Source organism: Ramlibacter sp. (assembly GCF_035706265.1).
In the GTDB taxonomy this organism is placed as follows: Bacteria; Pseudomonadota; Gammaproteobacteria; order Burkholderiales; family Burkholderiaceae_C; genus Ramlibacter.
Genome location: NZ_DASSVG010000031.1, coordinates 1 through 2,637, shown reverse-complemented (window position 1 = coordinate 2,637; position 2,637 = coordinate 1). Strand labels below are relative to the sequence as shown.

The window sequence follows — 2,637 nt, the reverse complement described above, 5'->3', positions numbered from 1 at the left end:
CTCCTTCGAGGGCCACGACTTCGTGTACCGCCAGCCCGAGGGCGGCCTCCTGAGCGGCCGCGCGATCCCCACCATCGGCTACCGCGGCATGCATTCCTTCGACCTGTCGTTCGAGGACTTCTTCGTGCCCGACGCCAACGTGGTGGGCGGCGAGGCGGGGCTGGGCCAGGGCTTCTACTTCACGATGGCCGGCATGGTGGGCGGGCGCATGCAGACGGCCGCGCGGGCCTGCGGCGTGATGCGCGCGGCGCTGCGCGCGGCGATCCGCTACAGCCAGGACCGCAAGGTGTTCGGCCAGCCGCTGCTGGAGTTTCCGCTCACGCGGGCCAAGCTGGCACGCATGGGCGCGCGGCTGGCCACCTGCCGCCAGCTCGCCGGCGCCGTGGCCGCGCTGGTGGACCGCGGCGAAGGCCGCATGGAGGCCAGCCTGGTGAAGCTGCTCGCCTGCCGCTCCGCCGAGATGGTGACGCGCGAGGCGCTGCAGCTGCACGGCGGCATGGGCTACGCCGAGGAGTCGGCCGTCAGCCGCTACTTCGTGGACGCCCGCGTGCTCTCGATCTTCGAGGGTGCGGAGGAAACGCTGGCGCTGAAGGTGGTGGCGCGCAGCTTGATGGAGCGGGCGCTGGGGGTGGCGCCGACTGCAGGTTGACACGGCCCGGCGCCGCTTTGCAGATTGGCGCGGAGGCGCGCCTGGTAGGCTGGTGCTGACGCGCGAAGCGCAGGAAGCCCAGCGATGCGCGGGCGCCGCGAAGCGCTGGGCTTCGGCCTTCCGTGGCTGGCGCCCCGGACGGCGCTCAGCTCCAGCCTACAAGTCCCCCACCTCGCGCGCGAACGCTTCCACCTTCTCCCAATCCGTGAACTCCACGCACGCGTGCGGATCGGTCGGTCCGCGCGTGAGCCACATGATGAAGCGGATCACCTGCCGGTCGACGAAGCCGTAGCGCTGGTAGTCGATCTTCCCCGCGAACACCCCCACCAGCTGCGGGCGCCAGGCCGTGAGCTTGCGGAAGCTGCGGATGTAGGGGCTGCCCTCCGGCGTGTCCTTGCCCGGCTTGCGGGCCACGGCATTGACCGTGAAGAACGCGCTGGGCCGGTCTTCCAGCGCCGAGCGCTGCTGGCCGATGAAGTCGAACACTTCCTGGCGGTGCTTGCCGTAGCGGATGCTGGCGCCGATCACCACCTTCTCGAAGGCGCGTGCATCGGGCCGCTGCGCGTCGCTGAGCGAGGCGAGCGTGACCGCGTGGCCCGCGCCTTCCAGCAGGCGCTGCATGCGCTCGCAGATCCGGCGCGTGTGGCCGTCGACGGTGGAGTAGGCGATGAGGATGCGGGACATGGCGGCGGGCAGGCCTCCATGCTAGGAGGAGCATGCGTCCGCCGACCCGGCCTGGGTCAAATAAGTCGCACCCCGCGCGTCAGCGGACGAACTTGGACTCGGCGTCGATGATGGAGAGGTCGGCGAAATCGAGCCCGGTGTGGTCGTCGGGGCCGTAGCTCACCTCGAGCCCACCGAGGTCGTACTTGCGGATGCCTTCCAGCGCCGCGATCACCTTGGCGCGCGTCGGGTTGGGGCCGGCACGGCGCAGGCCCTCGACCAGCACCTTGGCGGCCGTATAGCCTTCCAGCATCTGCGGGCTGAGTTCCAGCTTCTTTTCCTTGGCCAGCGCGGCTGCTTCCTGCACGAACGGATAGGCGAACGTGCGCACCGAAGGGAACACCTGCGCCACGATCACGCCGTGGGCGTTCTCGCCCAGGCTCTTGATGAAGCCGCCGGAGGCATTGTTGGACAGCGTCACCACCTGCGCGGCCGACTTGGCCGCGCGCAGTGCCTTCACGCCGCCGGCCACCCCGTTGGCCGAGGCGATCCACACCACCGCCTGCGCATCCTTGGACGTGATCGCCGGAATGATCTTGGTGTAATCGGGCTTGCCCCGGTCGGCCGCGATCACCGCCACGGGCTCGAGCTTCGCCTTGGCAAAGCCCTTGGAAGCGCCTTCGAGGCCGTCGAGGCCGAAGGTGTCGTCCGCGTGCACGACGGCGATGCGCGTCATGCCCATCGTGAGCAAGTGGCTCACCGCCTTCTCCGCCTCGCGCTGGTAGGTGGAGCGCACGTTGAAGATCGTCTTGCGCACCGGGTGGTGCAGCAGCATTGCGCCGGTGGAAGGGGCCACCAGGGCGACGCCGTGGGCCTCCAGCAGCGGGATGAAGGCCTCGGTGTGGGGCGTGCCGCGGTTGAGGAACATGGCCAGCACGTTCTTCTCCTCGATCAGCACCTTGGCGTTGGCGGCCGCCAGCGGCGGCTCGAACTTGTCGTCGAGGGAGACCAGCTCGATCTTCTGGCCGTGGACGCCGCCCTTGGCATTGATGCTGTCGATCCACAGCTTGGCGCCGGCCGTGATCTCCTTCACCCCGGCGGAGACCGGGCCGGTGAAGCCGGCCGTCTGGCCGATCAAGAGTTGCGAGAACGCGCACAGCGGCGCCGCGGCGAGCACAGCCGCCGCCATCCATTTTTTCATCCGGTCCCTCCAACGACTCACGGGAATAGTACGCGCGACTGTAATCGGGGCCGGACCGTGAGGACAAGCGGGGAAGCCCGTGAGGAGGGGATGCGGGGCGGAAGTTTTTAACGGTGAGGGGCGC

At 69.3% G+C, this 2,637-nt stretch carries 3 protein-coding genes; 1 reads left to right on the top strand and 2 read right to left on the bottom strand.

All coding sequences use genetic code 11. The annotated features are described in order from the left end of the window. Positions 1-649: acyl-CoA dehydrogenase (locus VFM98_RS01055; protein WP_325108030.1), on the top strand; the 649-nt coding region annotated here is incomplete at its 5' end. 156 nt (positions 650-805) lie between these two features. Here VFM98_RS01055 and hemG read toward each other — a convergent pair. Further along, positions 806-1,333 carry a menaquinone-dependent protoporphyrinogen IX dehydrogenase gene (hemG, locus tag VFM98_RS01050; RefSeq protein ID WP_325108029.1) on the bottom strand — a complete coding sequence of 176 codons (528 nt, stop codon included), beginning with the start codon at positions 1,331-1,333 and terminating at the stop codon, positions 806-808. Positions 1,334-1,412: 79 nt separating this feature from the next. Further along, complete coding sequence (locus VFM98_RS01045) at positions 1,413-2,513, bottom strand: ABC transporter substrate-binding protein (protein ID WP_325108028.1); 1,101 nt, start codon at positions 2,511-2,513, stop codon at positions 1,413-1,415. Between the last annotated feature and the right edge of the window lie 124 nt (positions 2,514-2,637).

What these genes read in the sequence shown, in the direction of transcription:
- hemG (WP_325108029.1), bottom strand. Translation starts at nt 1,333, where the DNA reads ATGTCCCGCATCCTCATCGCCTACTCCACCGTCGACGGCCACACGCGC.
- VFM98_RS01045 (WP_325108028.1), bottom strand. Translation starts at nt 2,513, where the DNA reads ATGAAAAAATGGATGGCGGCGGCTGTGCTCGCCGCGGCGCCGCTGTGC.